15 protein-coding genes, 1 other RNA gene and 1 pseudogene are annotated in these 22,421 nt (G+C 52.0%); 5 read left to right on the top strand and 12 right to left on the bottom strand.

What is annotated here, in order from left to right; genetic code table 11:
- Positions 1 to 25: 25 nt before the first annotated feature.
- The 4 genes from nifJ to H1S01_RS06145 all read right to left on the bottom strand — a co-directional run bounded on the left by nifJ (position 26) and on the right by H1S01_RS06145 (position 5,067).
- Positions 26 to 3,523: a pyruvate:ferredoxin (flavodoxin) oxidoreductase gene (nifJ, locus tag H1S01_RS06160; protein WP_207732226.1), complete on the bottom strand. Its 3,498-nt coding sequence runs from the start codon at positions 3,521 to 3,523 to the stop codon at positions 26 to 28.
- A 255-nt stretch (positions 3,524 to 3,778) separates the two neighbouring features.
- Complete coding sequence (locus H1S01_RS06155) at positions 3,779 to 4,048, bottom strand: pro-sigmaK processing inhibitor BofA family protein (protein WP_188039227.1); 270 nt, start codon at positions 4,046 to 4,048, stop codon at positions 3,779 to 3,781.
- A gap of 104 nt (positions 4,049 to 4,152) precedes the next feature.
- Positions 4,153 to 4,752 carry a recombination mediator RecR gene (gene recR, locus H1S01_RS06150; protein WP_188039226.1) on the bottom strand — a complete coding sequence of 200 codons (600 nt, stop codon included), beginning with the start codon at positions 4,750 to 4,752 and terminating at the stop codon, positions 4,153 to 4,155.
- Between the two features lie 3 nt (positions 4,753 to 4,755).
- Positions 4,756 to 5,067, bottom strand: a complete 312-nt coding sequence (locus H1S01_RS06145; protein WP_243237111.1) for a YbaB/EbfC family nucleoid-associated protein — start codon at positions 5,065 to 5,067, stop codon at positions 4,756 to 4,758.
- A 508-nt stretch (positions 5,068 to 5,575) separates the two neighbouring features.
- Between H1S01_RS06145 and H1S01_RS06140 the strand changes: the two genes are divergently transcribed.
- Positions 5,576 to 5,761 carry a hypothetical protein gene (locus H1S01_RS06140; protein WP_188039224.1) on the top strand — a complete coding sequence of 62 codons (186 nt, stop codon included), beginning with the start codon at positions 5,576 to 5,578 and terminating at the stop codon, positions 5,759 to 5,761.
- A 188-nt stretch (positions 5,762 to 5,949) separates the two neighbouring features.
- Here the strand turns inward: H1S01_RS06140 and dnaX are convergent, their stop codons facing one another.
- From dnaX to H1S01_RS06115, 5 genes are all read right to left on the bottom strand, one after another.
- Positions 5,950 to 7,941: a DNA polymerase III subunit gamma/tau gene (dnaX, locus tag H1S01_RS06135; RefSeq protein WP_188039223.1), complete on the bottom strand. Its 1,992-nt coding sequence runs from the start codon at positions 7,939 to 7,941 to the stop codon at positions 5,950 to 5,952.
- 121 nt (positions 7,942 to 8,062) lie between these two features.
- Positions 8,063 to 8,328: signal recognition particle sRNA large type (ffs, locus tag H1S01_RS06130), an RNA gene on the bottom strand.
- A 263-nt stretch (positions 8,329 to 8,591) separates the two neighbouring features.
- On the bottom strand, positions 8,592 to 9,377 hold the full coding sequence (locus H1S01_RS06125) for an ABC-2 family transporter protein (RefSeq protein ID WP_188039222.1): 786 nt from the start codon (positions 9,375 to 9,377) through the stop codon (positions 8,592 to 8,594).
- The gene (locus H1S01_RS06120) at positions 9,370 to 10,173 is read right to left on the bottom strand and encodes an ABC transporter permease (RefSeq protein ID WP_188039221.1); all 804 of its coding nucleotides are present in this window, start codon (positions 10,171 to 10,173) and stop codon (positions 9,370 to 9,372) included. The genes H1S01_RS06125 and H1S01_RS06120 overlap by 8 nt, the downstream gene beginning before the upstream one ends.
- Positions 10,170 to 11,168, bottom strand: coding sequence for an ABC transporter ATP-binding protein (locus H1S01_RS06115; protein WP_188039220.1), 999 nt, complete (start codon positions 11,166 to 11,168; stop codon positions 10,170 to 10,172). The genes H1S01_RS06120 and H1S01_RS06115 overlap by 4 nt, the downstream gene beginning before the upstream one ends.
- A gap of 248 nt (positions 11,169 to 11,416) precedes the next feature.
- Here H1S01_RS06115 and H1S01_RS06110 point away from each other — a divergent pair, with 248 nt between their 5' ends.
- Positions 11,417 to 13,807 carry a hybrid sensor histidine kinase/response regulator gene (locus H1S01_RS06110; protein ID WP_188039219.1) on the top strand — a complete coding sequence of 797 codons (2,391 nt, stop codon included), beginning with the start codon at positions 11,417 to 11,419 and terminating at the stop codon, positions 13,805 to 13,807.
- 156 nt (positions 13,808 to 13,963) lie between these two features.
- Here the strand turns inward: H1S01_RS06110 and H1S01_RS06105 are convergent, their stop codons facing one another.
- Positions 13,964 to 15,727: an HD domain-containing phosphohydrolase gene (locus tag H1S01_RS06105; RefSeq protein WP_188039218.1), complete on the bottom strand. Its 1,764-nt coding sequence runs from the start codon at positions 15,725 to 15,727 to the stop codon at positions 13,964 to 13,966.
- A 374-nt stretch (positions 15,728 to 16,101) separates the two neighbouring features.
- Between H1S01_RS06105 and H1S01_RS06100 the strand changes: the two genes are divergently transcribed.
- On the top strand, positions 16,102 to 16,725 hold the full coding sequence (locus tag H1S01_RS06100; RefSeq protein WP_188039217.1) for an acetate uptake transporter: 624 nt from the start codon (positions 16,102 to 16,104) through the stop codon (positions 16,723 to 16,725).
- A 451-nt stretch (positions 16,726 to 17,176) separates the two neighbouring features.
- On the opposite strand, the gene H1S01_RS06095 is transcribed toward H1S01_RS06100, so the two are convergent.
- Entirely contained in the window at positions 17,177 to 18,295 is a 1,119-nt protein-coding gene (locus H1S01_RS06095) for an FIST signal transduction protein (protein ID WP_188039216.1), read from the bottom strand.
- Between the two features lie 24 nt (positions 18,296 to 18,319).
- The gene (locus H1S01_RS06090; protein WP_188039215.1) at positions 18,320 to 18,520 is read right to left on the bottom strand and encodes a hypothetical protein; all 201 of its coding nucleotides are present in this window, start codon (positions 18,518 to 18,520) and stop codon (positions 18,320 to 18,322) included.
- Between the two features lie 331 nt (positions 18,521 to 18,851).
- Between H1S01_RS06090 and H1S01_RS06085 the strand changes: the two are divergent.
- Positions 18,852 to 20,576 (top strand): annotated as a pseudogene (locus H1S01_RS06085) (sigma 54-interacting transcriptional regulator).
- A 100-nt stretch (positions 20,577 to 20,676) separates the two neighbouring features.
- Positions 20,677 to 22,044: an amino acid permease gene (locus H1S01_RS06080; RefSeq protein WP_243237109.1), complete on the top strand. Its 1,368-nt coding sequence runs from the start codon at positions 20,677 to 20,679 to the stop codon at positions 22,042 to 22,044.
- Positions 22,045 to 22,421: the final 377 nt, after the last annotated feature.

Here is a 22,421-nt window from a genome sequence, read left to right as displayed (position 1 = left end):
CCGTCCTCGAGAGCGCTTTTTAATCTTATTGAGCCAGTCGTTTGTACATGGCGTACCGGTCTTTGGCATCCTCTTCGGTCTTGGCGAAGAGTTGGTCCGCCTGATCCGGGAAGGTCCGGATGAGGGAGTTGAAGCGCACTTCGCTCATGATGAAGTCGCGGAAGGATTCCGTCGGCTCTTTGGAGTCGAGGACAAAAGGATTTTGGCCTTCTTCCTTGAGGAGCGGGTTATAGCGGTAGAGGTGCCAGTACCCCGACTTGACGGCTTTCGCCGCTTGGGCTTGCGAGTTGGCCATACCCGACTTCATGCCATGGTTGATGCAAGGCGCATAGGCGATGATCAAGGAAGGACCGTCATAGGCTTCGGCTTCTTTGATGGCTTTGATCGTCTGGTTCATGTCCGCGCCCATGGCGATCTGGGCGACGTAGACATATCCATAGGACATGGCCATCATGCCGAGGTCTTTTTTCTTCGTCCGTTTACCGGAGGCTGCGAACTTGGCGATGGCTGCCGTCGGCGTGGATTTGGAAGACTGACCGCCTGTGTTGGAGTAGACTTCCGTGTCGAGGACGAGGATGTTCACGTTTTCGCCGGAGGCTAACACGTGGTCCAGGCCGCCGTAACCGATGTCGTAAGCCCAACCGTCGCCGCCGAAGATCCACTGAGATTTCTTGATCAGGAGGTCTGCCCGGTCCGCAATTTGGGCCAGCACAGGATGGTCTTGGCCTTCAAGCATCGGCAGGATTTTGGCCGTCGCTGCTTTGGAGCCCTCTGCATCATCGAAAGCGGCCAGCCATTCGCTGAAGGCATCCTTCAAGGCGCCGTCGATTTCCAAGGCAAGGGCTGCTTGGACGAGTTCGGCCAGTTTTTCCCGGCGTTTGATAACCCCGATATGCATCCCGTAACCAAACTCGGCGTTGTCCTCGAAGAGGGAGTTCGCCCAAGCTGGTCCTTTGCCTTCGGCATTGGTGCAGTACGGCATAGAGGGTGCGCTGGCACCCCAGATGGAGGTACAGCCGGTAGCGTTGGCGACCATCATACGGTCACCGTAGAGCTGGGTGATCAGCTTGACGTACGGCGTTTCGCCACAGCCGGCACAGGCGCCGGAGAATTCCAGCAGCGGCTGGGCAAACTGGCTGCCTTTGATGGTGTCCAGCTTCAGGAGGTTATCTTTCACCGATACACTGGAGAAGGCAAAGTTCCAGTTCGGAAGCTGTGTTTCGGCCTGACCGCCGGCGTCCTGCATAACGAGCGACTTTTGCTTGGACGGGCAGACAGCGGCACAGACACCACAGCCCATGCAGTCTAAGGGGCTTACTTGCATGCGGTAGGTGAGCCCTTCCAGTTGTTTGCCGATCGCTTTGATGGTTTCAAAGCTTTCCGGTGCCTTCGCTTGTTCGTCGGCATTGAGCAGGAAAGGACGGATCGCTGCGTGAGGGCAAACAAAGGAGCACTGGTTACACTGGATGCAAGTGTCCTTGTTCCATTCGGGAACGAAGGCCGCGACGCCCCGTTTTTCATAGCGGGAAGTTCCCAAGGGGAAGGTGCCGTCAGCAGCATCGGCAAATACGCTGACGGGCAAGCTGTCGCCTTGCAGCGCGTTCATGGGCTGCAGGATTTTTTCGATGAATTCCGGTACGTCTTGCGTGACGGCGGCTTCATCGACGGCGCCTGCCCATGCGGCCGGTACTTCCACTTTGACCAGGGCGTTGATACCTTGCTCGACAGCAGCTTCGTTCATGGCGACGATCTGTTCACCTTTGCGGCCATAGGCTTTTTTGATGCTGTCTTTCAGGTATCCGACAGCCGTGTCGATGGGGATCACGTTGGCCAGCTTAAAGAAGGCCGACTGCATGATCATGTTGGTCCGGTTGCCGAGACCGAGTTTCTTGGCGATGTGGACGGCATCGATCGTATAGAAATTGATTTTCTTTTCGGCCAGATAGCGCTTGAGTTTGGCCGGAAGTTTTTCATTCAGTTCTTCCGGCGACCATACCGTGTTCAGCAGGAAGGCGCCGCCTTCTTTCAGGCCGGCCAGCAGGTTGTACTGGTAGACATAGGCCTGGTTGCTGCAGGAGATGAAGTCAGCCGAGTGGATGAGATAAGGCGAGCGGATGTGCTTTTTACCGAAGCGCAGGTGTGAAACGGTCACGCCGCCAGACTTTTTCGAGTCGTAGGCGAAGTATGCCTGGGCATACATATCGGTGTTGTTCCCGATGATCTCGACGGCTTGCTTGTTCGCGCCCACGGTGCCGTCGGAGCCAAGGCCCCAGAACTTGCACTGGATGGTTCCTTCGGGAGCCGCGTCGATGAATTCAGCCGGAGCGAGCGAAGTGAAGGTCACATCGTCGACGATGCCGACGGTGAAGCCTTGCTTCGGTTCGGCTGCCTTCAGGTTGTCATAGACAGCTTTGATGTCGGAAGGCAGAACTTCCTTGGAGCCTAAGCCGTAACGGCCGCCGATGATAAGGGGTTTGTTCTCACACTCGTAGAAGAGGGTACGCACGTCTTCAAAGAGCGGTTCGCCGAGAGCGCCGGGCTCTTTGCATCGGTCGAGGACAGCGATTTTCTTGACGGTTTTGGGGAGCACGTCGAAGAAGTACTTGGCCGAGAAGGGGCGATAGAGGCGCACTTTGATGAGGCCCACTTTTTCACCTTTCGCCAAGAGGTAGTCGACGGTCTCTTCGATCGTATCGCAAGCCGATCCCATCGCCACGATGATGTGTTCGGCATCTTCCGCGCCGTAGTAATTGAAGGGTTTATAATCGCGGCCGGTGAGCGCGCTGATTTGGGTCATATATTCGGCCACAATGTCCGCAACGGCATTGTAGTAAGGATTGCAGGCTTCTTTCGCTTGGAAGAAGATGTCCGGGTTTTGAGCGGTGCCCCGGATGACGGGATGCTCTGGATTCAGCGCACGAGCCCGGAAGGCTTTCAGGGCATCTTGGTCAAGCAGTTTGGCGAAATCTTCGTAATCGATGACCTCAATTTTCTGCATCTCATGAGAGGTCCGGAAGCCGTCAAAGTAGTGCAGGAAGGGCACACGCGACTTGATGGCGGACAGGTGGGCGACACCAGCCAGATCCATGACTTCTTGTACCCCGCCGGAGGCCAGCATGGCCCATCCGGTCTGGCGGCAAGCCATGACATCAGAATGGTCGCCGAAGATGCTGAGAGCGTGTCCCGCAACGGCCCGAGCCGATACGTGCATGACGCCAGGCAGCAGTTCGCCGGCAATTTTGTACATGTTTGGGATCATCAACAGCAAGCCCTGAGAAGCGGTGTATGTAGTGGTCAGCGCACCGGCAGTCAGAGAGCCATGGACGGCCCCGGCAGCACCCGCTTCCGATTGCATTTCGGCAACGGTTACTGTCTGTCCAAAGATGTTTTTCTTTCCTTGCGCACTCCACTCATCGACGTATTCCGCCATGTTGGAGGAAGGAGTGATGGGGTAGATGGCTGCACATTCGGTAAAAGCATATGATACATAGCCGGCAGCCTTATTTCCGTCCATCGTTTTCATGACTTTGGGCAAGGTTCACAATCCCCTTTCAAAGAATATTCTAAAAGTTTGAATCTTAGGGCTATCTGAATGTTCCCATGATTCGCTCTCAGAAGTCAATATAGTTCGACGGTTAGCCTAATCTTCCTGCCTTCATGCACAAAAAAAACAGAAAGTATAATGTATACTTTTCCGGATATATCCGTCTAGGGATTGGACAGTGGGCTCGCCCAAGAAGAATTATATAAATGGTATTCCTTTCCGTCAATGATCTTGTTAGATCATTAAATATTTCAACATTATTAATAAGATCATACCAGGCACTCCGAGAAACCCGGCAATCAAGGCGCTTGCTAAGTTTACCGGCAAGGTAAAGCCAAAATAGCCCCCAACTAAGTTCGTTCCACCGAGCATGAGGATGCCGAGCAGGGAATTAAAGGCGATAGTGAAGACCCAACGCATGGGTCGCCAGAACAGGTGGCCGGCAACCATCAGCAGCAGCGCCGCCAGGCCGATCAGGGTCAATTGCTGGGCAGAGATGTCCACATTTTTCACCCCCATACCAATCTACGCTTGTCCCTAAAAAACAGAACAAAAAAACCGGCTCAAGCCTCCACCGAGGCTGTCCGGTTCTTTCCTTAAGTGTATATTTATAGTTCTCGCCGGCCGTCGATAGCCCGCAACAGGGTCACCTGGTCGGCATACTCCAGATCGCCGCCGACGGGGAGGCCGTGGGCGATCCGGGACACCTTAATTCCCATGGGCTTGATCAAACGGGCCAGGTATGCCGCCGTCGCTTCCCCTTCGACGGTGGGGTTGGTGGCGACGATGATTTCCCGCAGCTCCGGATCGCCGAGCCGGGTCATGAGTTGGCTGATTTTCAGCTGTTCTGGGCCGACTCCTTCGATGGGCGATAACGCGCCGTGCAGGACATGATATAACCCGCGGTACTCCCGTGTCTTTTCCACAGCGACCACGTCCCGCGGTTCTTCGACGACGCAGATGACGCTGCGGTCTCGATTGGTATCACCGCAGACCCGGCAGGGGTCGCTGTCGGTAAGATTCGTACAGACCGAGCAATAGAGGGTTTTATCATGGGCCTCCACGATGGCCCGCGCCAAAGCAACGGCCTCGGTTCGGGGCACGTTCAGCAGGTGAAATGCCAACCGCTGGGCCGTCTTGGGACCGACACCGGGGAGCTTGGACAGTTCTTCGATCAGCCGGCTGACAGGTTCTGCGTAGTACAGCATCGGTTAGAAGAGGCCGGGAATTTTCATTCCACCTGTAACTTTGGACATTTCCTGAGAGACCATCTCCTGGGCTTTGCGCAGCGCTTCGTTGACGACCGTCAAAATGAGGTCTTGCAGCATCTCCACATCGTCGGGATCGACCGCTTCCGGTGCGATGCTGATCGAGAGGATCTCGTTTTTGCCGTTGGCAACCACTTTAATGGCACCGCCGCCACCGGTGGCTTCGACAGTCCGTTCCGCCAATTCCTCTTGGAGTTTGGCCATATCCGCTTGCATTTTTTGCACTTGTTTCATCATCTTTTGCATGTTTCCCATATTTCCGAACAATGGAGGTTCCCCCTTCCTTTTATAGCGTCAGTAGTTTACCACAATTCTACAGCGATATAAAGTGCGCATCCAGAAAAAAGCGGCCGGACAAGGCCGATAAAAAAAAATAACACTGCCGCGAGGGAAGTCATTCGGACATTCCTGCGGCAGTGTTATTGGTAACGCGATAAAATAGGTACCCCTCCTTCAGTTATCTGGGCGCCGCTTTCAGGCTCTCAAAGAGCAGGCCGGTGATGACGACAGCCAAGAGGACCAAGCCGATATCGATCACGGGGCCACCCTCCCTTCATGAATATTTTCTGCAGACCTATCGAAGTCGGACAGCGAACGGAGCAGCGTGCCTTGTGAAGATAGCGGTTTGTCGGTTAAGTTTCTGTTAAGGATATTAAGAATAAGCGAAGTATAGAGCAGATTTGAACGGATGTCAATATTTTCAACTGCAATTTTTGATAAGGTTTTTTCAGACGGTTTAAGCTATAGCCGAGGTGATGGCAACATGGACAAAGGTCGCGACAGTGGCAAGATCGCGAAAGATCCCGCTCGCCTGCAGCAAGAACTTTCCGAAAACCTGAACCCGGACGATTTCGAGGAAACGGAACAGTCGGCCGTAAAAGCCTTCGGTGAAGGTCATTCGGAGATGCTGACCGGTGACATCGGCAAGCAGGTGATAAGAACGCCCTAACGGGGCAAGCTAGCTTCGGAGGTGGTGGGATGAGACGCTTGTGGGCTCGGTTAATACCGATGGGTCTTCGCGGTTATCTTATGTATAACGTGGCCCGTCTGGGAATCCGCTGGAGTCTCCGTAACCGCCGCTGGATGCAGTTTCGGTAATCCCACACCATTCCGTTAACGGAAAAAGGCCGAGGGCAATCATGCCTCCGGCCTTTTTCCTTGTTCCAGGTCATCGTCAACAAATTCTATCGGTAAATTCGGATCGTGAAAGACCTTTTCCCGAATATAGTTGGGATCGGCCCAAAGAGGAACAGCTTGAGCTTGGGTTTCAGCAGCGTCCGTTTCCCTTTGGGCCTCACCCTTTGGGATGCCTCCCCGTTGCGCTGCCGGGCTGGGTTTCCACTGGCTCTCGTGAGAAAGGACGACAATAACCGGCCGGTCTAAGGCTTTCGAAAACTCCTCCTTGAGGACCGTCGTTACATCAGCCAGCCTCGGATCGTTCGTCTGATTAAAGAGTGGATTGTCGTGGACCAGAATAATCCGGTTTTGCTCGACCTCGGCTAAGCGGGCTTGTCCCCGCAGAATGGACCGCTTCAGCGGGGAAATCCGTTCAACAGCTTGTCCCAGCACATCAGGCCAGCAATCGTTGACCTGGTCAAAGCTCAAAGGCGGTTCCGACGTCTTCGACGGCACCGCCGTCATCGACTCCTCGGGCGCTGCGAAGGCAACGGGACGGACGGGTACGGCAGGACGGATTTGCTTATCTAGAAAAGGGCTCTCTTTCGATTCCCCCTTGGGACCGCCCGAATTCTCGACGGCCTGTTGTAAGTCCCGCAACTTTGCTTCCAGGCTCTCAATGCGCCGGCGAAGGGCCCGCAGTTCCATCTCGCTGGAGCCGCCAGCCGCCCCACCCAGCGACGGGGCCATTCCTGCTCCTGAATTTATGGCTGTCCCATTTCCCGCGAACGTCCCTGCACCATTGATCGCGGCAGCCGCGGCACTCCCTCGGGGGGTGCCGCTGTTTACCTTTCCATTGAGGGGAGCCGCTCCTCGGCCTGCCGCCGCAGTACTGCCAGCGAGCGTTCCTTCCCCGCGGTTCGGCCACTCCCGGCGGGCGATGCGCACAAAGGCGACTTCCAGCAGGATGCGAGGATGGGTGGTCCACTTCATATCGTTTTCGGCCTGGCTCAGCAAGGAGATGCACCCTTGCAGCTCTTCCGCTTGATAGGCGTCGTTCTTTTCCCTCACCTGGGCTGCGATGTCCCCCGGCATGTCCACCAAGTCTTCTGCCGAAGGCACCGTCTTTAAGATCAACCGATCCCGAAAGTGCTCGATCAGATCCTGCGTCAGCGGCCGGACTTCTTTGCCCCGGTTGATCAACTCATTGAGCTTCAAAAGCACATCGGACAAGCGCCCTTCCGCTAAGCCCTGGCTCAATTCAAAAAGCACCTCGTCGGCGACGGCTCCCAAAATGGCCGTCACATCGCTCGTGCCGATCTGCTGCCCTGCGAAAGACACGCATTGATCTAAAATCCCCAGGGCGTCCCGCATCCCGCCTTCGGCTTTGCGGGCGATAAAGAGCAGCGTATCCCGAGTGGCTTCAATGCCGTGGTGGCTGCAGATTTTATCGAGACGGTTAGCAATCTCGTCGACAGCGAGGCGTCGAAAGTCGAAACGCTGGCATCGAGACAAAATGGTCGCCGGAATCTTATGCACTTCCGTCGTAGCGAGAACGAAGATGACGTTCGCCGGCGGTTCTTCCAGTGTCTTTAAAAGCGCATTGAAGGCTTCCGTCGTCAACATGTGTACTTCGTCGATGATGTACACTTTGTATATTCCTTCTTGAGGAGCATATTTCACCTGCTCCCGCAGTTCCCGGATCTCGTCGACGCCCCGGTTGGAGGCGGCGTCGATCTCCAAGACATCGTGAGAGGCACCGCTGTTGATGGCCTGGCAGTTGGCGCATTGATTGCAAGGTTTGATTTTCCCGTCACTGGTACAGTTTAAGGCTTTCGCTAGGATCTTGGCGGTCGTCGTCTTTCCCGTCCCGCGAGGGCCGCAAAAGAGGTAGGCGTGGGCGATCCGTTTATAGGTGATGGCGTTGAGCAAAGTTCGGCTCACATGTTCCTGGCCGACCAACTCATGAAAGGTCTGGGGGCGCCACTCCCGGTACAATGCCAGATATGCCATGTCATCCTCCCACATACAGAAAAAAGATGGTCTTTCACCATCTTTCCTTCCTAGAATTGCACAACCGAAGCCTCTTTATAAAGCTCGGCCAATTATACATGTTGTATTAAATATTAAATGGCCGTGCACCCGACCTCGAACGCTGCCTTCCGAGCGTTACCTCTGTAGTTAGCTCGAGCCAGGCTCCCCTGCGGCACCCGAAATGGCCTACTTACCGTTGCTTCCTTCCGGACCTGGCGGGGTTCATAGGTTTCCGTTGCGCAGGACCCAACTGTCAGCACCACTTGCAGAAGCCAGACCTCACAAGACAGGCCCTCATGACGGGCGTCCACCCCGCTGTAGCGGATTGCGGGTTACAAGGCACCGCTAACGCCCCGTGTAGCACGGCCAAAACGAACAATTCAAATCGGCGAAATCTCGTATCACTAGTATATCGATGGGCCGCCCACTTGTAAAGCGGGTTTCCATGGCAGTACAGCCACAGGTCTCCTTGTCCCATCGAACTTCGCCTAAGAATCCAAATCAGACTGTCGATGTGTCCTCGACAGCTTTATTATTGTACCTCCCATCACCGCTTTGGTCAACCCGGTAAATTTTAACTTACAGAGGAGTCCATATTTTAACGCTTCTTGGGCGTCCCTAAAGGCTCTTTAGGAACCGGTCCCCCGGTACCGCGACAGCCCATAGATCCAGTAACGATAGCCCAATCCAAAGATGATCAGCCCGACGATCGGTGTCAGCCCGGCATAAAGGGCGAGCTCATCGTGACGCAGAAAAAGAGCGCCCGGATAAAAGCCGACAAAGGCAAAGGGAATCACCCAAGTGAGCACCCATCGCACCGCTCCTTTATAGATAGAAACAGGATAGCGGCCGTATCCGGTCAGATTGTAAATCAAGGGAGATACACCGGAGCGACCTTCCGCCCAAAAACCAGTCGCCGCCAGGGCCGTAAAAATACCTCCATAGACGAGCACCGAACCGGCGACCAGAATGACGAAGACAAATGGCTCCCACCAGATCAGATCAATCCCAAGACGGCTCCGGGCGTAGCCCATCAGGGCGATCCCAAAGACAGCCCCAGAGAGGGGTTCCAGTTCGATCATCTCCAAGTAGATCTGCAGCAGCGGGTTCACCGGCCGGATCAAAACTCGGTCCAACTGCCCTTCCACGATGTACTGATCACGAATGTACCAAGAGCCTCGAAAGAGACAGTTGAACAAGGCAAAGGGCACCATAAAATATCCCACGATGCCGATGATTTCGTCCCGAGTCCATCCGGCAATATCGGGCACTTGGGTAAAAACAATGAGCACAAAGGCTAAACTCACCGCCTGGTACAACAGATCGGCGGTCGACTCAATGATGAAATCGGCCCGGTAGGCCAGCTTTGTTTTTACATACTGCTGAAGATAGATCCAGACAATCTCTCTATCCACCTTGCACCACCATCTTTCTCCGGGCTATGGCAAAGAGCGCCCAAGCCAGCACCGACAGCAGCAATGCCCATAGGAACTGGCGGCTTAACGCATCCACTAAGGCATCCCCTTGCAGCGCTCCTGTGTAGATCATTGTCGGCACAAAGGCGATCGATTGAAAGGGAAGCCATTTGAGCCATAGCTGCAATCCCTCGGGAAAGAGAGAAATGGGCACAACGAGCCCCGACAGCAAATCGATGGAGATGTGTTTCGCCCGGATGATCCCTGTCGTGTTAAGTGTGTAAAAAGCCGTCATCCCTGTCAGCAGATTGATGGCGTTATTGACGGCAAAGCTCAAGATAATACTGAGGCCAAACCAGCCAAAAGACGCCATGGATGCCGGCCAAGCGACGGGAAAGAGAAGGTAGACGAAGATCGACCCCGGCACCGTAAAGAAAAACAGCCGGAAAAGGGCCTCTCCCAAGGCTCCGGAGATTTTAAAGGTTAGGTAATCATAGGGACGAGCCAGTTCCACAGCCACTTTTCCCGTCCGTACATCATCGGCGATTTCTCGATCTACGTTGTTAAAATAAAAGGTCCGGCTGATCCAGGCGACCGCTACATAGGTGACCATCTGCTCCAAAGTGAGTCCGCCGATGAGGGAGCGGTGGCGGTAGATTGCCTCCCAGAGAAAATAATAGGCTCCGATGTTGATGGCATAGTTGAAGACCCCCGTAAAGTAGACGACCCGGTAGGCCAGCATCTTCATAAACTGAATGCGTATGACTTCATACTGCAGCTTCAGCCAGGCGTTCATACCATCACCGACCCTTGATAGATTTCCTTGACGATCTCTTCGATTTTGGTCGCATCGATGGCAATATCCAGCACGGGGTACTGATCAATTAAGATTTTCATGACTTCCGCTGGCGCCACTTCCTTCGCCGAAAAAGTGGCGATCGCCCGCCGGCTTTCCGGCGTTTCCCACCGTACCGGCAGATGACCAAAGGATGCATGCAGTTCGGCCAAGTTTACCGGCGCGGAAAAGTCCACTTTAATCGTCCGGCCTTGTCCAAAGCTATCCTGCAGTTTTCCGAGAGAACCGTCATAGACGATTTTCCCCTTGTCGATCATGACCACCCTCGAGCATAGCGCTTCGATATCCGAGAGGTCGTGCGTCGTGAGCAATACCGTCGTACCGAGTTCCTGGTTGATCTCCGAGAGAAACCGCCGTATACGGTCCTTCGCCAGCACGTCCAACCCGATCGTCGGTTCATCGAGAAAGACCAGATCGGGGTGATGGAGCAAGGCCGCTGTCAATTCACAGCGCATGCGCTGTCCTAAGGAAAGCTTACGCACCGGGATATGTAGGAAATCGGCCATCTCCAAGAGTTCCACAAACCGATCTAAGCGCTGGCGATAGACCGATTCGGGAATCCGGTACACCCGGCTTAAGAGGCGAAAGGATTCGCTGACAGCCAAATCCCACCAGAGCTGGCTGCGCTGTCCGAAGACGACACCGATACGGCGGCAAAATTCCACCCGCTCCTTATGAGGAACGAAGCCATTGACGACCAAGTGACCAGACGAGGGCACGAGGATCCCCGACAGCATCTTGATCGTCGTCGACTTGCCGGCGCCGTTGGCGCCGATATAGCCCACCATCTCACCGCGGTTTACCTTGAGGTCGATCTGGTCGACAGCCTTCACCGTCTGGTAGTCCCTATCCCATAAATCCCGAACGGCGCCCATGACCCCTTCGCGGCGCTGAAAAAGGCGGAACTCTTTCGTCAAACCCAAAGCTTCAATCATCCTGAGGTCATCCTCTCCTGACTCTAATCCAAATCCATATTTTCAGTAAAAATTCAAACAAATCATATTATTTTTCCCAGGTTCCCCTTTTCCCGATTCCGTTTTCACTGTTATGATAAAACTAACAATCATTTTATGCAAAATCACGAAATCTTCGGCACCTTTGTCCGATAGACCATTCACTCCACGAACCGTGAGGAAACCCGAAACTGCATCCGTCGACCCGGGCTCATGAGGAGGTGCTGAACATGAGATTGCAATCGGCACAGCATCTACAAAAAGCTATCACGCGGTACTCCGCCTTAGGGATCTTCGCGATTGGCCTGATCATCGCGCTCGTCAGTATCTTACCACTATATCAACATCTAAAGAATTCGGAAAACGAACGGCTCCTTTTTGCAGCCCGTTCGCGTACGATGGCCGTTGAACAATTTCTCTCGAAGAGCCAAGAGATCACCTTACAGATCACCAGCCGCAGTCAGATCAAAAAAGCGCTCACCGATTATATTCACGGGAAAATGACCCACGATCAATTAGCTGCGGAAACTACTGTACGCCTGTCCGATGCAATGAACCAGTCGACTGGCGTGGTGGGCATCACCCGATTTGATGCCCTAGGCAACGTGGTCGCTCAGATTGGACTCCCCTTGCCGGAAGGAGAACAATTATTCCCTAAGGACCTCACCGAAGACACTCAAATCGGCAATCCCATCATCCAAGCGGGAGTTGGGCCGCTGTTAGTCGTGAGCGGGGCCATCGTTGGAACCCATGGCGAGCGCCTCGGCGTCGATAAAGTAATTTTTTCGCTGAATGAACTCGCCGATATCGCAGCCGATAATACCGGTCTCGGTCAATCCGGGGAGATGCTCCTCGGCCGTGTGCAAGACGGTCAATGTGCTCTCTTTTTCCCGCCGCAGAAGACCGATCGCATTGAACGTTCTCAGGTCCCCCTCACCTCAGAGATCGGCCTGGCGATGCAGAAAGCTGTTGCCGGTGAGACCGGCCTCCTCGTTCCGGAAGAACATAACAGAAACCATGACATCATCTCCTACGGGCCCATCCGGGGAACCTCCTGGGCCATCCTTGTCCGTATGGACGCCGAGGAGCTCTATATATCTGTCCAAAGCCAAGTGGCCTTGATCGCCTGGATCATCATCGCCTTGATCATCTTAGGTGTCATCGGAATGACCATATTGCTGCGACCGTTGACCGGAAAAATCATCGTTCAGACGACCGAACTGCAAGATGAAATCCGTGAAAAGACGTCGGCCTTGGAAAAGGAGTTATGGGAACGACGGCAGATGGAGACAGCACTTGTCCAAGCAAAGGAAGAAGCCGAAGTGGCCAACCGGGCCAAAAGCGCCTTCCTGGCCAATATGTCTCATGAAATTCGCACACCCCTGAACGCCATCATCGGCATGGCTGACCTGCTCTGGGAAACTCCCTTGAACGAGGAGCAGAAAAAATACATCGGTATTTTCCGGGACGCCGGAAATAATCTGCTGGCCTTGATCAACGATATCCTCGATCTGTCAAAAATTGAGTCTGGAAAAATGGAGCCCAAACAAACCATCTTCAATCTGTCCGATGCCATTCGGGAAACGATGAATCTCTTTGTATCTATCGCCCAAGAAAAAGGGCTCTGCCTAAAACAGCAACTGCCCGCCGAGGCCCCCTTATTTTTCGAAGGCGATCTGGACAGTCTCCGCCAAGTCCTCCTTAATCTTCTCGGTAACGCCGTGAAATTTACTGAACAGGGAGAGATCACTCTCTCCGTTGCGCTCGAACCAAACAGGCTGACCGCATCGGACTCCCAAGAGGAGGGTGAGGTATTCCTTTATTGTTCCGTAACCGACACCGGCATCGGCATCCCCCAAGAGCAGCAAGAACGTATTTTTGACACCTTTACGCAAGTCGATGTGTCTACTACCCGCAAGTATGGCGGAACGGGACTGGGCCTTTCCATCTGCAAAAAGCTGGTCGAACTCATGGGCGGTCAGATTCGTGTGCACAGCCAACCCGGAAAAGGAAGCACCTTCACCTTTATGGCCCGTTTTCGCCCGATTTACCTGGAATCGCCTGAATCCTTCAAGTTCGAAAACCCACCATCGAACGAACCGTCCTCTACTCAGGAAACTTCCGAACTGGAAGATACATCATCATCCGTTTCGTTGCCTGAGCGAGATAATCAGCTTCCCTTGCCCGATCAGGCAGGTTACAGCAGGGATCCTTTCCGGAACATCTTGCTCGCCGAGGACTCTCACGTCAATGCCATGCTGGTCCAACTGTACCTAAAGGGACTGCACTACCGGCTCGATATCGTCGAGAACGGAGAGGAGGCCCTCGAAAAGTTCCGGCAGAAACACTATGACCTTGTCCTTATGGATATTCAAATGCCTGTGAAAGACGGTTATACTTCCACCCGGGAGATCCGCCAGTGGGAGCAGAGACAGGGCAAACACCCTGTCCCCATCATTGCACTGACAGCCAGCGTGTTCCTGGAAGATCAGGAACGGGCCCTAGCGGCCGGTTGCAACATGCTCCTTCCCAAGCCCGTGAAAAAAATGATTCTCTTAGATACCTTGTCACGGTACCTTTCGAGAGCGGAAGTCGCCGTGACTGTGGACAAGGATAGCTGAAGAAGACCCGTGATCATCTACAGTCTAGAGCATAAAAAACGAGGGGAGCTCTTTTTTGAGCCCCTCTCGTTTTTTATGTGAAAAAACATATTCATCATGGCTGTGTCCTAACAGGTGATGAACGCTTTCTTATGTCGCTGAACTCATCGAGTCCGGCTACCGGAAAGCCACGCTGATCAATTCATTGAAGTGTGGCAAAATGGCATCCACCAAACGGGGGTCAAATTGACTCCCCGAGTGTCTCAGCAATTCTTCCCGAATTCTCTCGGCAGGAAGTCTTTTGCGATAGGGCCGATCGCTCGCCATCGCATCGATGGCATCGGCGATAGCGATGATTCGACTAGCCAAGGGAATGTCCTCACCGCTTAAGGACTGGGGATAGCCCCGTCCATCATAGCGTTCATGGTGGTGGTAGACGATAGTGGCCACTTCCCGGAACAGCTTAATCGGTCGCAACAGTTCGGCGCCCATGGCCGAATGCCCTTTCATCTCAGCAAACTCCACATCGGTAAGCGGTCCCGGTTTTTGCAGCACGCTTTCCTTGATCCCGATTTTGCCTACATCGTGCAGCAAGCCGGCGACGCCGATCGTCTCGAGCTCCCCTTCGGATACTCCGGCATGCCGGGCAATCGCTCTGGATAGCAGCATGACCTGCTCTGAGTGACCGCCCGTGTAGGCGTCCCGCAAATCGATCGCCCGGGAAAGGGTCTTGATCATGGCCCAGAAGGAATCTTGCAACGCTCCATAGGTATTGGCACTCACTAGGGCCATTGAAACCACATGGGCCATTTCGAACAGTCGTTGGACATGTTCGTCCCCATAGAATTCGGGCTCTCGATGGCCGACTGTGATGATACCGATGACCTTGTCATTCGCCGTGAGCGGCACCGAGAGAGTAGAATGGAGTCCAAGGACAAGCAGTTCTTCTTCATGTGGAAACAGTTCTAGCGTTTGCAGGTTTGGCCGAATCAGCGGGCTTCGCTCTTCCATTAAGCGGGGAATCAGCGTCGTCTCGATGGGGACCGTATCGACGATCATCCCGCCGCTCTGCGTCTCCCAGATATAGAAATTGGCCGTCTTCTTCTCGTCTTCCCACATGGCCACCGTAATGTAATGAGTTGGAACGAGGTCTTTCACGTGTTCTAAAATCGCCCGGACCACTTCTTCCCGCCGCAAGGTGTTCCCCAATACGGCTCGGAAAATCTGATCCATCGCTTCCAACGTCGCTAATTTCTCTTTCAACGTGGCTGTCGCCTTCTGAATCTCCCGATTCAGCGATGCTTCCTGTTCCGCCACGGCGGCCGACATCTGATTAAAAGCGGAAGCGAGCGCAGCGATCTCGTCAGGCCCTTCTACCTGTACACAAACCCGCTTTCCTTCGGTCATCTGTTGGGCAGCCAGCGTCATCCGGCGCAGCGGTGCCGTCATGCGCCGGCTTAGGAACGTCGACAAGGCCATGGCTAAGCAAAAGACTGTGAAGGCCACCGATCCCGTATACCAAAGACGCAACCTTTTCTGTGCCTGTAGCTTATCGGCACGCATGGCCACCTCGACCATACCGAGTGGTTTATAAAAATACATGATCGGAACCGTCTCGACAAGCAATTCCCTACCGTTATTTTCCCCGCTCTGGTTGATGATTTGGCCATCCGTATCATAGACCGTCACATATTGCACATCAGACTGTGACATCATGGAATAGACGAGTGAGTTGATTCGACTGTAATCCCCTTTGAGCATATCCAAACTGACGGCGGAAGCTAGCACACTTCCCCGAGACGCGGCTTCCTTGCGTAAATTGTCTTCCAAATAAGCGCTTTCTACGCGAACATAATGCCCTGCCATAGCGACAATTCCGATCAGGCTGATCAAAGTCATCGTCAGCCAATATCGGAAGGTAATATGTCGTATCCAAGCCATACGGAACGCACCCCTTCAACATCGGCACGAACAGCAACACTTTTACCAATGAGTATTCAATCATTTGTCAATCAATACAATCGTACTTAAATTATGACTTCTCCTTTGTGGCTTGGCAAGTATCGGCCCTTGAAAAGTTCTATTCAGATATTCGGTTTCGGAACTCTCTGAATATTCAATATATCCTATTGCTTTTTTGGGGCCTTTCCCTTACAATGGGCACTAATTATGTCGAAGGGGAGGGACAGTATAAAAACGTATACATTTGTCGAGGGTTAGTTTTCAGAAAATTATACAAATACCAAGCTTTAGTTAAAACGCTTGCCCCATGCATTCGTACACTTGATCCATGAAAATCGACTAGGAGGCGGAGTATGTCTAGCGAAGCTAAACAGATTGAAACCAAAATAACGGTAGCCGATCCTACAGCCCTCGGTGTTTTCGGATTGGCCATGGTCACCTTCGTGGCCTCAACGCAAAAGCTCGGTTGGACCACGGGCGTCTCCGCCCTTGTTCCTTGGGCCATATTCTTGGGTGCGTTAGCCCAATTTGTCGCCGGCATGTTCGATTTCAAAAAGAACAATTATTTCGGCGCGACAGTTCTCACTTCCTATGGTCTCTTCTGGTTTTCTGTAGCCATGTCCTGGGCCATCACGCTCGGTTGGCTCGGCGAGGATTTTAAAGCCACCTTCAGCGGCGTCCAACTTGGTTGGGCCTTTTTGGGGTATTTTATCTTCTCACTCTTTATCATGATCGCATCTTTTGAGACGAACAAAGTCTTCGCCGCGATTTTAGTCCTCATCAACGTTCTGCTGCTCTCCCTAGCTCTGACGTCCTTTAAGGTTGTCGACCTTCACCTGGTCGCCGGTTGGTCTGAGTTTGCCATCTCCATCTTAGGCTTTTACGGTTGCGGCGCCATTTTCCTCAACCAATTCTTTGGCCGGACCGTGCTACCCCTCGGTGCCCCCCTGGGATTGATCAAAAAAGGTCCTCGTTAATTCTACATATTGAATGGACGCGACTTATGTTTGCAAGCCAGCCGAACCCTTTGGGGTTCGGCTTTTTTATATCAGTTTCAGAATACCTGTGACCCCATCAGCACAAACGGTTTATTTAAAAAATAAATCAGGGAGTCGCCTCCCTGATTTATGTACCCGTATAGCTTATACCCGTTGAAACGTTAAAAAATTAGTGCTGATTACGCGTCTTGCAGGACGAAATAGAAGGGGATATGAACAAAGACAAAGAAAAAGGCCAGGGTGTGAGCAACGTTCCACATTTGGCTGTACAGTTCCATGAATTACACCTCCCCATAATACATAATTTCCCAAAGCACTGGTTGTAGGTTTTCCTAAAACCAGGACTAGGCTACATATAGTTTATCGTATTCGACGTAGATTTGGTTATTCCTTTTTTGAAAAAAAATTAAACAAAGCTGATTTAGCGAATTTACTCACCCAAAACTAACATCGTGGCCGTTTGGTTAATATGTCCGAAATACTGCTCGCCATATGTTGAAAAACCAACCATCGGAATATCTACGAACAGCTCGCCATAGTTTTCAAGACGGCCTTCTTTCAACAATTCCAACGTCCGTAAAATACAATTAAACTGAATAATCCCCAGCAACTGACCTCTACGTTGTTTCAGATCGTCAAGAACCTGCGATGTCTCCTTGATAATATCAGTGGGTTCCAAAACGTAAAGGTTCATCCCTTCTATAATATTACAATAGAAGACCATTTTATTCCTATCTTTTTTCTGAGGACTACGGACAAATGGCTCCCCTGCTGCAACTAGCCCTACGGGATTGCACATAAAATACTTTTCCAGTTCTTCAACAGGTCGCCCAATTGCCTTTGCGTAGGCCTCAGCAGCCGGCTCTCCGTTAAATTCGTAAACAGTTCGGTGAACTTCATCTACTTTTGTAGCCACTAGTATTCTATCGGTTACAGCAAAACTTTGCGTCTTCACAATCTCATGAGGTACGCCCGGTTTAAGTACCACAAGCAAGGCGGCGTCCGTGTATACTTCTCCGTCACAAAATAAAAACGTAGTTTTAAACTGCAAATCATCACCAGCAGATCCACCAACAAAGTGCACGTCCGTTTTTGTTCCGATAATATCCATAAGCCGTTCTTCTGCCATACTCAGACCATCGACAAGGACAAGGCCTACGTATTTTTCGAAGTCCATCTCTTGCATCGATACTTGAAAGTGACGTTCAAAGGTACCGAACGCTTCCGTCACATTGATGTCTTTCGACAGATTTTTGATGACGGCTACGGCTACATCATGAATAATATGATCATCCAGTGCGGTAGCGACGATCGATTCATTCAACACTTTTCCATTCGCCAATTCACCCGCCGTCGTACATCCAACGACGATCGAATCAGGGAAGGCTTTTTTCATTTCTCGACCTATAATCAACGGTTCGTACTTTGAAGACGCAAAAAATAGCACTATTTTAATATTTTCTGCCTGACTCTTAATTTGTTCTGCAATCTCTCTAACGGCCCCTTCCGGCGATAGGTGCTGAGAAAAGACTGAGACCATATGCTTCATAGCTATTCCTCCTTTTCAACAGCTTTACAGGGGTACTCCAAAGGAACGGGCGATGTCTTCCACCCTGGCGATCAGCAATGGATCATCTGGAGAACTCATGGTATACGCTTCGGGATCAATTCCTTTTAAGGTGAACTTTAATTTTGTGCTCTTGATTAAAATGGGATTCCCTCTCCCCTTGACTTGTACTACCTTATCAATGATTTGCTTAATTCGTCCCGGCACAATTTACCACTCCTTCCGTGTAACCGTTGAATCGGACACTAGATTTTTTGCGACAGACCACGCTCTTTGCAATTGCAATTTCTTTTACTTGACTTTGCATACCCCCCTATAGAGAGAAATCAATCTACCCTTTCTTTTAAGCTGCTTTTACCCTTCGTTTCATTGTATTAATTATCCTTTATTTCTAAATATGCTTTAAGAAAATATTTGCTTTTACATTTACACACTCTTCCATGTCACCTTGTTATGTGATTTCTTTCACTATCTGTTATAATAATGGTTGGCTTTTTTACTCAAAGCACAACGCTGTTGGTTTTCTGTAAGAGAGGTAATGAACATGCTGGAATACGTGATGCAAATCGATTTTATCGATCGCCCCGGTCTCGGATACGAGATATTCGAATGCTGCGAAAAAAACAACGTCGATAAAATCGCCATGGAAGCCTCGCCAAAGAGCGGTATGATGATTAAATTCCGTTGTGAATCGGCAGGTCAGGTTCAACCGCTGATCAGCGACCTTAGAAAGATCCCGGGGATCCAGTCGATCAGATTTCGCGATCAAATGCCTTCGGAAGAACGGGCCCACGAGTTGAATACGATCCTTAACTCGGTCAGCGAAGGTATCATCGCCGTTGATAAAGACGGCGCCATTTCCCACATCAATGAAGTCGCTTGCCGGATCTTCCTCTGTACCAAAGAAGAAGCGATCGGATTGGGCGCAGAGCGGCTCTTTCAACCCAACCCGCCCATATTGGAGACCCTGCGAACCGGCAAGGCTTATCACCTGTTAGAACGAAAAATCAAACGCGGCAGCAAGATCATCCACTTTCTCACCAGCGGCGAGCCGGTGGTCAATGAGAAGGGGCAGATCATCGGCGCCGTTTCGACCGTCAAGGACTTTCACCAGGTGCGCGAGATCATCTCCAAAGTGGATCGGCGTACTTCTTTGATCTGCTTCGACGATATCGTCTACCAGAGCGAGAAGATGGACCGCCTGGTCACCACGGCCAAGACCGTCGCCAAGGGCTCTTCTACGGTCCTTTTGCGCGGTGAAAGCGGGACCGGTAAGGAAATGTTCGCTGCAGCGATTCATATGGAAAGTCCACGACACCGGGGACCCTTTATCCCAATCAACTGTGCCGCTTTGCCGGACAACCTCCTTGAAAGTGAACTCTTCGGCTACGAGGAAGGCGCCTTCACCGGTGCCTCTAAAGGCGGAAAAAAAGGTCTCTTTGAACAGGCCAACAGCGGCACCCTCTTTTTGGACGAAATCGGTGAAATCTCTCCTCCAGTGCAAGTTCGTCTCTTGCGGGTATTGCAAGAGGGCCGGATCCGACGGGTTGGGGGGAGCACTTAAATCCCCGTCGACGTGCGCATCATCGCCGCCACACACCGCAACCTGGAGGAAATGACGAAAACGGGCGAATTCCGTGAAGACCTCTATTATCGGCTGAACGTGATCCCCCTGCGCATCCCGCCCCTTCGGGAACGAGTCGACGATATTCCCCTCGTAGCCCAACAGCTAATCCGAAAAATCTCCGGGAAATTAAACAAACCGGAAGCCCGGCTCTCCCGGGACAGCGTGGAATTGCTCATGGGCCAGCAGTGGCCTGGCAATGTGCGGCAGTTAGAAAACGCGTTGGAACGGCTGCTCAACTTAGTCGACACACCGGAAATTCAGCCGCACCATTTGCAAGAGTGGACCGATATCGTCGACATCCCTCTAGAGAATGAAAATGGATCGACACAAGAAGTTCTCCGTGACTTCGTACGTGGCATCTCCAAAAACTTCGTCGACAGTTCCTCAGCGAAAGAGTCTCCCTTCGCGACGATTCAGGATCGCTCTACGCCACTGCGATTATGCCTTGAAATTCCGCTTGGTTCAAGAGAAAGGCAGAACTGGCCGCCGTTGAAAAGCATCGTCGCCGAAGTGGAAAAAGCGGTACTACAAAAGGTATTGGAGAGCCACCCCTCATCCCGTCAGGCCGGTCAGATTCTGGGCGTGTCCAATACGACCGTCTTAAATAAAATCCACGCCTACGGAATCGGCCAGTAGTGGCATGGTTCTTGCATGTGATATTGAGTACAACCTAATATCGCCCCCATTTTAGAAAGGAGTTATGCCTGTGAGTGCAACACCACATGGTTCCGGCGATATGCAACGGGGATTAAAGAACCGGCATATCCAAATGATCGCCCTCGGCGGCGCCATCGGCACGGGACTCTTCTACGGCTCTGCAGCTACCATCAAGATGGCCGGCCCGGCGATCACCCTTTCCTATATCATCGGCGGAATCATCATCTTCTGGATCATGCGCCACCTCGGAGAAATGTCTGTATATGAACCTGTCTCGGGCTCATTCAGTCACTTCGCCTACAAGTATTGGGGCGACTTCGCCGGTTTTCTCTCCGGCTGGAACTACTGGTTCAACTATATCATCGTCAGCATGGCCGAACTGACTGCTGTCGGCATCTACGTCAATTACTGGTGGCCGGACATCCCGACGTGGGTCTCCGCCTTGGTCTTTCTCGTCGTCATCACCTTAGCCAACTTAATCAATGTCAAAATGTACGGAGAATTTGAGTTTTGGTTTGCCATCATCAAAGTTGTCGCTATCATCGGTATGATCCTTCTGGGCATCCTGCTCATTTTCTTCGGTCTCGGCGGGGAAGCCACCGGTTTTAGTAACCTCTGGGCCCATGGCGGCTTTCTGCCGAACGGCGCTACAGGCCTGCTCCTCTCCTTGGTCGTCGTCATGTTTTCCTTCGGCGGCATCGAACTCATCGGCATCACGGCCGGGGAAGCCGATAATCCGAAAAAATCGATTCCCCAAGCTATCAATCAGGTCATGTGGCGGATCCTCATCTTCTATGTGGGCGCCCTAACGGTCATGATGATCATCTATCCCTGGGATAAAGTCGGTATGGACGGCAGTCCCTTCGTTCAGATCTTCTCCAAGATGGGCATCTCCGCCGCCGCCACCATCCTCAACATCGTCGTGCTGACGGCAGCCCTTTCTGTCTACAACAGCGGAATCTACAGCAACGCCCGCATGCTCTTTTCCCTGGCTCAGCAAGGCAACGCACCGAAAATGTTTACCAAGTTGAGCCGAAACGGCATCCCCGTCGCTGGTGTCCTCGCCTCCTCCTCCTTTACGCTGTTGGCGGTCGTCCTGAACTATCTCTTTCCCGGCAAAGTATTCATGTACCTCATCTCCGTCGCTATCCTGGCTGCGATCATCAACTGGACCATGATCACTGTCACTCACCTAAAGTTTCGTAAAGCCCATGCCCATGAGGCCCATAAGTTAGACTTTAAAGCGCCTTGGTATCCCTACACCAACTACATCTGCCTGGCCTTCCTCGCTCTCATCTTCGGCCTTATGGCCACGATGGAAGATATGCAGATATCGGTTTACCTCGCTCCCCTGTGGATCGGCCTTCTCTGGATCGGTTATAAGGTCAAGACGAACGGAAAAGGCAGTACGGCCGAACAAAAGGGACTGACCGAGACAGGTAGGTAGATTCTTTAGATTTTCTTAAAAATTTTATTTACTCTTCCCATGTTTTTTCACGAGGAGCACCGAAATGCCGGCGCTCCTCACTTTTTGTCTTCCCCTGAAAATGCTCTTTCAGAGCAACCTTGTCTTTAATGATTACCCGGTCGATGTATCTAACTTTTTTCGTTAAAGACCGTACGGAGAAATCACGTTTTTATGATAAGTATTCTTATCAGCGTCAAGATTTTTTGACAAAAAATCTTTTCATGCGTATAGGAAATCGGCCATAGGAGGACTCAAGGCTCCCCACATGGAAAGCTTGTAGGGAAAAGTTGCCGTTACATCTCCATAAAATATCGTCACTCGGAACGGCAATCGGTTCATGTTCCTATGGATAACTT

Source organism: Heliobacterium chlorum, assembly GCF_014502795.1.
In the GTDB taxonomy this organism is placed as follows: Bacteria; Bacillota; Desulfitobacteriia; order Heliobacteriales; family Heliobacteriaceae; genus Heliobacterium; species Heliobacterium chlorum.
This window is presented reverse-complemented; position numbering and strand designations above follow the sequence as displayed.

Bases quoted from the DNA above. Each gene is read 5' to 3' on its own strand.
- nifJ (WP_207732226.1), bottom strand. From the start codon at position 3,523: ATGAAAACGATGGACGGAAATAAGGCTGCCGGCTATGTATCATATGCT.
- recR (WP_188039226.1), bottom strand. From the start codon at position 4,752: ATGCTGTACTACGCAGAACCTGTCAGCCGGCTGATCGAAGAACTGTCC.
- H1S01_RS06145 (WP_243237111.1), bottom strand. From the start codon at position 5,067: ATGGGAAACATGCAAAAGATGATGAAACAAGTGCAAAAAATGCAAGCG.
- H1S01_RS06140 (WP_188039224.1), top strand. From the start codon at position 5,576: ATGGACAAAGGTCGCGACAGTGGCAAGATCGCGAAAGATCCCGCTCGC.
- dnaX (WP_188039223.1), bottom strand. From the start codon at position 7,941: ATGGCATATCTGGCATTGTACCGGGAGTGGCGCCCCCAGACCTTTCAT.
- H1S01_RS06120 (WP_188039221.1), bottom strand. From the start codon at position 10,173: ATGAACGCCTGGCTGAAGCTGCAGTATGAAGTCATACGCATTCAGTTT.
- H1S01_RS06115 (WP_188039220.1), bottom strand. From the start codon at position 11,168: ATGATTGAAGCTTTGGGTTTGACGAAAGAGTTCCGCCTTTTTCAGCGC.
- H1S01_RS06110 (WP_188039219.1), top strand. From the start codon at position 11,417: ATGAGATTGCAATCGGCACAGCATCTACAAAAAGCTATCACGCGGTAC.
- H1S01_RS06105 (WP_188039218.1), bottom strand. From the start codon at position 15,727: ATGGCTTGGATACGACATATTACCTTCCGATATTGGCTGACGATGACT.
- H1S01_RS06100 (WP_188039217.1), top strand. From the start codon at position 16,102: ATGTCTAGCGAAGCTAAACAGATTGAAACCAAAATAACGGTAGCCGAT.
- H1S01_RS06095 (WP_188039216.1), bottom strand. From the start codon at position 18,295: ATGAAGCATATGGTCTCAGTCTTTTCTCAGCACCTATCGCCGGAAGGG.
- H1S01_RS06080 (WP_243237109.1), top strand. From the start codon at position 20,677: ATGCAACGGGGATTAAAGAACCGGCATATCCAAATGATCGCCCTCGGC.